Origin of the sequence: Advenella sp. (genome assembly GCF_052108595.1) — a bacterium.
In the GTDB taxonomy this organism is placed as follows: domain Bacteria; phylum Pseudomonadota; class Gammaproteobacteria; order Burkholderiales; family Burkholderiaceae_B; genus Advenella.
Map to the genome: position 1 here is coordinate 1 of NZ_JBQEAU010000082.1, position 6,293 is coordinate 6,293.

General features: G+C 50.9%; 6 protein-coding genes. 4 read left to right on the plus strand and 2 right to left on the minus strand.

Annotated features, from left to right (window positions below):
* The first annotated feature begins 89 nt into the window (after window positions 1-89).
* On the plus strand, window positions 90-1,121 hold the full coding sequence (locus ACTIKR_RS14435; RefSeq protein WP_100699291.1) for a Bug family tripartite tricarboxylate transporter substrate binding protein: 1,032 nt from the start codon (window positions 90-92) through the stop codon (window positions 1,119-1,121).
* 433 nt (window positions 1,122-1,554) lie between these two features.
* Here the strand turns inward: ACTIKR_RS14435 and ACTIKR_RS14440 are convergent, their stop codons facing one another.
* Window positions 1,555-2,532, minus strand: a complete 978-nt coding sequence (locus tag ACTIKR_RS14440) for a Bug family tripartite tricarboxylate transporter substrate binding protein (protein WP_193089541.1) — start codon at window positions 2,530-2,532, stop codon at window positions 1,555-1,557.
* A gap of 86 nt (window positions 2,533-2,618) precedes the next feature.
* Window positions 2,619-3,545 carry a TauD/TfdA dioxygenase family protein gene (locus ACTIKR_RS14445; protein WP_193089542.1) on the minus strand — a complete coding sequence of 309 codons (927 nt, stop codon included), beginning with the start codon at window positions 3,543-3,545 and terminating at the stop codon, window positions 2,619-2,621.
* A 149-nt stretch (window positions 3,546-3,694) separates the two neighbouring features.
* Between ACTIKR_RS14445 and ACTIKR_RS14450 the strand changes: the two genes are divergently transcribed.
* From ACTIKR_RS14450 to ACTIKR_RS14460, 3 genes are all read left to right on the plus strand, one after another.
* Entirely contained in the window at window positions 3,695-4,435 is a 741-nt protein-coding gene (locus ACTIKR_RS14450) for a GntR family transcriptional regulator (protein ID WP_100699288.1), read from the plus strand.
* 156 nt (window positions 4,436-4,591) lie between these two features.
* On the plus strand, window positions 4,592-5,593 hold the full coding sequence (locus ACTIKR_RS14455) for a Bug family tripartite tricarboxylate transporter substrate binding protein (RefSeq protein WP_100699287.1): 1,002 nt from the start codon (window positions 4,592-4,594) through the stop codon (window positions 5,591-5,593).
* 7 nt (window positions 5,594-5,600) lie between these two features.
* A partial coding sequence (locus ACTIKR_RS14460; RefSeq protein WP_442328192.1) for an NAD(P)-dependent oxidoreductase occupies window positions 5,601-6,293 on the plus strand: 693 nt, incomplete at its 3' end.

Genomic DNA, 6,293 nt, shown 5'->3' on the forward strand with positions numbered 1-6,293 from the left:
ATGGGGGATATACCGCAATATAGCGGCGATCCGTTCTGTTTTACATTTTTATTAACTACATTGATTCACGCACAGAGAGACACACGAATATGAGAAAGTTCTTCACTGCCGGCGCCAGCTTGCGTCGTACTCTGCTCAAAAGCACCGCGCTGGGTTTACTGGCCGGGCCGCTGGGTATATTTGCAATGACCGGCGCGGCGGCTGATGATGGCGTGGCGGGCTATCCCTCGCGTCCCGTTACAATCGTTGTTCCGTTTCCCGCCGGTGGCGCCACGGACATTACCGCGCGCCTGGTTGCCGATGGGCTTGCCAAAAAGTGGGATCAATCGGTTATTGTTGAAAACCGTCCGGGTGCCGGTGGTAATCTCGGTTCGGAATACGTGGCTCGCTCAAAGCCGGATGGTTATACACTGGTTCTGGGCGTGACAGGATCCCATGGGATCAACGTCTCGCTTTATAAAAATATGCGCTACGATCCGATCAAGGATTTTGAGCCCATTACCCAGGCCACGCTGTATCCCAATGCCATCGTGGTCAATAACAAGGTCCCTGCTGACAATCTGACCGAGTTGATCGAACTCCTGAAGACAGAGGACGAGGGAAAGTATTCCTACGGCTCGGATGGCAATGGTACAGCGTCGCACTTGGGCATGGAGTTGCTCAAGAACCGCAGCGGATTTGAGCTATTGCACATTCCCTATCGCGGTAGCACTCCAATGGTGACCGATTTGCTGGGTGGTCAGATTCAAGTCGGTATTACCGGCCTGCCGGCAGTACAGGCTTATGCCAAAAGCGGCAAACTGAAAATTGTTGCGCTCACGACCGCCGATCGCTTTGACAGTGCACCCGACTACCCTACGGTAGCGGAACAAGGATTTCCTGGCTTTGCCGCACCTCCATGGTCAGGCTTTTTTGCGCCCAAGGGTACGCCCAAGGCACTGATCGAAAAAATCGCTGCCGACATGCGTGAAGTCATGGCCGACCCACAAGCCAAGGCGAAGATGATCGGAGCGGGCAGCGAATTCAAACCTTCCTCGCCCGATCAGTTTGGCACGTTTGTCGACGAGGAAATTACCAAGTGGGCCGAGGCGGTGAAAATTTCCGGTGCTCGCGTGGAGTGAAATCGATTTTTTCACAATGGCACGCTACAAGTAATAAGTAAGTTGATCTGTTCACTTGCTCTGCCGAGATATTCGGGAAGAGCGACAAAAGACGCAGTCGCAAGGTTATTCGCCCGGCTTTTGCGTCTTTTGTTTTTGACGGGGTAACTATGTGGTCTTTTTTCCGCAAGAAAGCCGGATTTCACGATTGGTTTCGGACGAGTAGATGCATTGACCTTTTGCGAGAGTCTACAAGAACTGACTTTGTATATCGGTAAATTTATGCTTTCCTCTATGTCTCCGGCGAGCAGTACATGAACGGGCTTAACATAGACAGCTCAATGGCTCATCTTGGATACGGTGAGTAGCACATACGGTATTCGCGGTGAAAAAAGCGCTGACCGCCCGGGCAGCAGTTTGCCTGACCAGATATCTGGTTCGACAGATGACACTATTAGTTGATTTTCAATCCCAGGTCATTAATTACTTTGTGCCAGCGTGTGATCTCGGTATCAATGAAAGCATTTGATTGCTCCCTGGTCGATGACTTGGGGGTTGCGCCAAACTCAGCCAGTTGTTTGATAAACGATTCGCTCTTGAGTACTTCATTGACCTTGATGTTTAATTCGTCGAGATATTGAACGGGCGTCTTTGCGGGCGCTAGTAAGGCGAACCAGCTAACAACATTAAAATCGGCATAGCCTTCTTCAGCCATCGTGGGCACGTCAGGAAATTCCTTGAAACGCTGCTGAGACGTTACCGCCAACGGACGCAGTGCACCGCTTTTTATATGCGGCATCATCACGGCCACATTATCGAACATCATTTCCACTCTTCCTGCAATTAAATCCGAAAGTGCGGCTGAGCTTCCTTTGTAGGGCACATGAAGAATATTCACCCCAGCATCTTTCTTATAGACTTCGCCTGCCAAGTGCTGACCGGTTCCAGCACTTGCAGAAGCAAAATTAATTTCACCAGGGTGCTGCTTTAGATAGGCAGTCAGCTCATCCACCGATTTAACCGTCAACTTGGGATTGACGACCAGAACATAGGGTGAAGTGGCGACCATACCAATTGTGGCGAAGTCATTCTTTGCGTCAAAGCTCAAGTTGGAATACAAGGATGGGTTAGTCGCGTGAGTACTGGCTACGAACAGCAAAGATTCGCCGTTAGGCGTTGCGCGTGCTACTGCAGATGCCGCTATATTTCCGCTTGCCCCGGGTCTGTTTTCAACAACAAACTCCCGATGCATCTGTTTTGACAGTTCATTTGCTAACGCGCGCGCCATCACGTCCGTGGCGCCTCCTGGCGGAAACCCGACCATGACACGGATGGGATTCTGGGCGAAAACTGAGGTCGGGGATAATACCGTGGAAATTACAGACGCGCTAATTGCCATTGTCTTCAGTATGGCGTTGATACAGGTTTTCATAAGCGTTCCCTATTAATTTATTATGCAGGCTGCCATAGGTAGATGTTCTCTGCCGGCGTTACTCGTCCAACGCCGACACTATTGCATCAATCATGTAACAACGATAGCGCCTTGGCCAAGTCCTTGTTGCCCTTGGTTTTTATCGCTTCCGCTCCTGTAGCTTCATCTTCGTAGCGTCCATAGTAGTCGCCCATCGTTGATGTTCTCAGCATATGGCGGATTTCCGAACGATCGAAATCTCCTACCGCCAAATGAGTCAAGCATCGGTTATCCCACATCACAAGATCTCGGACAGACCAACGATGACGGTAGACAAACTTGGGAGAAACAGCGTGCTCGGACAGGTATTTAATCAGGGGGGCGCTTTCGGCTTCTGTCATGCCCACGAATCTGCGAGTCCGGGGGTTCACGTATAGCGCTTTGCGCTCGGACTCCGGATGGGTACGAATGGCGGGATGGATGACCGGCGGGTTCAGTCGGGCAAACTCTGCGACGATCTCCGGCGGTCGTTTTGCGGTAATTAGATTGACGTCATGGACGGCTTCCAGGCCATCCAGGAATTGTTGCAGCACAGGGGACAGTGTTTCGTAGGCATCGTACATATTAGCGAACATCGTATCGCCACCCACGGAAGGTTTTTCTATGCAATAAACAAGCGTCGCTTTGGCTGGCCTGATTGTATAGGACAGGTCCGTATGCCAGTTTTGTCCTCCGGTAGAGCCGGGAGGCACCTTGCCATTAATCGGTTTGTTCGAAAGCATGAATATCTCATCATAATCAGGATGCCGGTTAAATGGCTGGCTGGAAAAATTGTCCAGCTCCCCAAAATTACGGCTGAATGCAAGTAGCGATTCGGGGTTCAGGTCCTGATCGGGGAAGACCAGTACTTGGTGCCGAGTCCACGCATCTTTGATGTCAAGGATCTGCTGTTCGGTCAGTGGCTTGGAGATATCTACGCCGGTTATTTGAGCGCCTAGTGAATAACCCACGGGTTTGATCTGAATTTGCGCCATTGTCGTCTCCATAAGAATTTGCATAAATACATCTATTTAATACTAACCTTGTTTTATGTATTTTGTCGACATTAAATGTTAGGCGAAATTTATGGCCGCAGCCAGATAATTGTCGCTAAAATAGAACAAACTGCATAAAAAGGAATCGCATGAAACATCAAGATGCCTACTTTCAGAATGAAGCTATCCAGATCGGCCGTCATGCAAAAACATTGCCGGAACAGGTCGCAGAACAGCTTTTGAAAGCCATCCAGGAAGGTGTCATCGAGCCAGGCGAACGCATGAAGGAAGAGACCTATGCGGAACGTTTTGCTGTCAGCCGCAGCACCATACGGGAAGCCATGTCGATTCTTGAGCGACACGGTGTGGCCGAAAGGATCCCGCGATATGGCGTTCGGGTGACTGCCTTCGACCCGCTTGAAATTGAGCAAATCTTTATTATTCGTGCTCAATTGCTCGGATTGGCTGCGCGTCTTGTGGCGGAGAAGCATTCGCCAGATACCCTGGAGCAGTTACAGGCTGGTGTTGCTCAATTGAAAAAGTTAGCCAATGACCCGAAAACCCAGCCGGTGGATTACATGGAAATATCTGTCCACATGCAGCGGATTCTAATGTCGGCAAGCGGTATAAAACGTCTTCATACGATGTATGAGGCGCTGAGCGATCAGGCGCTATGGCGCTTTGCAATTAGAGAAAAGGCGGTTAGCTTCCGTACACAAAAGCGCAGAAAACAGTCAGCTTCCGATTGGGCAGCGGTGGTTGCAGAAGTTTCCAATGGCAACGGTGCAACTGCGGAGAACGCCGCCAAATCGTTGTTACACAGTTCCTATCTTGCTGTGAAGGAAACGCTCTCCTTCAAAGACATAAATAAAGAGCAGGACCCGGCTTAAAAATTGCGCTATTGGTTGCGGCTACCGAACGTATCAATAGCCCGGTTCATTTGAATTTTCTCAGCAATTCCATCCAGTGGAATTGCGCTTGTGATTGTCAGTCAGGCGGAAGGTAGAATTCTTGAATAATAAAACGACAATGACAAGGAGATAACAATGAAGATGAATGACAAGCGTAGAGCGATTCTGATCCAGGGCGCGGCGGCTATGGTTGGCCTGCCTTTCGCTGCTCGGGTATTTGCCGCAACAGCAGAAGCAGTTGGCTATCCTGAAAAGCCGATAAAGATTGTGGTGCCATTTGCACCTGGCGGCCCGACCGATCTGATGGCTCGGGCGATCTCGAGGCCCATGAGCGAGAACCTGGGGCGGACCATTGTGGTCATCAATAAGCCAGGCGGCACAGGTGTCATTGCGCTCAGTGAAGTGCGCAACGCACCTGCCGATGGTTACACCCTGGCTTTTCCTTCTATCCAGGCCGTTACGACTCCGGCGCTGCGTTCTGATTTTCCATTTGATATGACCACTGACTTTACCGGCGTTTCTGTGGTGGGCTATATCTCGCATCTGCTCGTGGTCAATGTAAAAACGCCCGTAAACACTTTGAGCGAATTCATTGACATGGTCAAAGCCAAGCCCTCCGCCTATTTCTATGGCTCTTCGGGCAATGGATCGTCCGGGCACTTGGCGATGGAGATGTTCAAAGACCGGGCGGGCATCGCACTGGAGCACACGCCGTATAAAGGTGCTGCGCCCGCTATTCAGGACCTTTTGTCGGGCAGGATTCACGCCATTTTTCTGGATACTACGGTTGCCTTGCCCTTGTTGAAAGACAATAAAATCAAGGCGTTGGCCGTGCCCACGGCAAAGCGTTCACCGCTGGTGCCAGATGTGCCTACGATCGCTGAACAAGGTTTTCCGGGATTTGAGATTCATCCCTGGTATGGCCTGCTCGCCCGGGCGGGAACTGATCCGGCCATCATCAGCAAGCTAAATGAACATGTAAAAAAAGCACTGGCCGACCCTCGAGTGGCAGAGACATTTAAATCGATGGGTATCGAACCGGGTGGCAATAGCGTGGAAGCGTTCAATCAAGTCATTAGGGAAGATCTGAAAACCTGGCATGGGATTGCCAAAAAGCTTAATCTGAAAATTCAATAGACCTACTATGCACATCATCATTCCTGAAGATTATCAAGATTGCGTTCGTGATCTGGACTGTTTCAAAAAACTGCGATCGCATGAAGTGACTGTCTACAATGACAGTTGTAAAGATCCGGATGAACTGGTGCGACGCTTTGCACACGCCGATGCGTTGGTGCTGACCCGGGAAAGAACGGTGTTGACAGAAGACATGCTCAGACAATTGCCCCGGTTAAAGCTCATCAGTCAAATAGGCAAGGTGGCAGGGCACATTGATCTTGAGGCCTGCCGTCGCCTGGACATTGCCGTGGCGCAGGGAGCCGGATCGGGCACCGCGACGGCAGAGCTTACCTGGGCGTTGATCCTGGCCAGCCGCCGGCATATCGTGGCCGAGGCCAATCGTCTTAAGCAGGGCTTGTGGCAGGGAAGCCTTGGTCAGAAACTACACGGCCACAGGTTGGGCATATGGAGCTATGGCAGAATTGGCGAGCAGGTTGCGCGATATGGTCGAGCCTTCGGCATGAACGTTTGGGTCTGGGGCAGATCAGGATCGACAGATAAAGCCCGATCCGACGGCTTTGAAGTGGCGCCTTCCCGGGAACATTTTTTTGCACAAAGCGACATCGTTTCCCTGCATATCCGTCTTAATGATGAGACGCAGGGTATCGTAAAAGAAACCGATCTAGCCAGAATGGGCACCCACGCGTTGATCGTCAAT

Bases quoted from the DNA above. Each gene is read 5' to 3' on its own strand.
- ACTIKR_RS14440 (WP_193089541.1), bottom strand. From the start codon at position 2,532: ATGAAAACCTGTATCAACGCCATACTGAAGACAATGGCAATTAGCGCG.
- ACTIKR_RS14435 (WP_100699291.1), top strand. From the start codon at position 90: ATGAGAAAGTTCTTCACTGCCGGCGCCAGCTTGCGTCGTACTCTGCTC.
- ACTIKR_RS14455 (WP_100699287.1), top strand. From the start codon at position 4,592: ATGAAGATGAATGACAAGCGTAGAGCGATTCTGATCCAGGGCGCGGCG.
- ACTIKR_RS14445 (WP_193089542.1), bottom strand. From the start codon at position 3,545: ATGGCGCAAATTCAGATCAAACCCGTGGGTTATTCACTAGGCGCTCAA.
- ACTIKR_RS14450 (WP_100699288.1), top strand. From the start codon at position 3,695: ATGAAACATCAAGATGCCTACTTTCAGAATGAAGCTATCCAGATCGGC.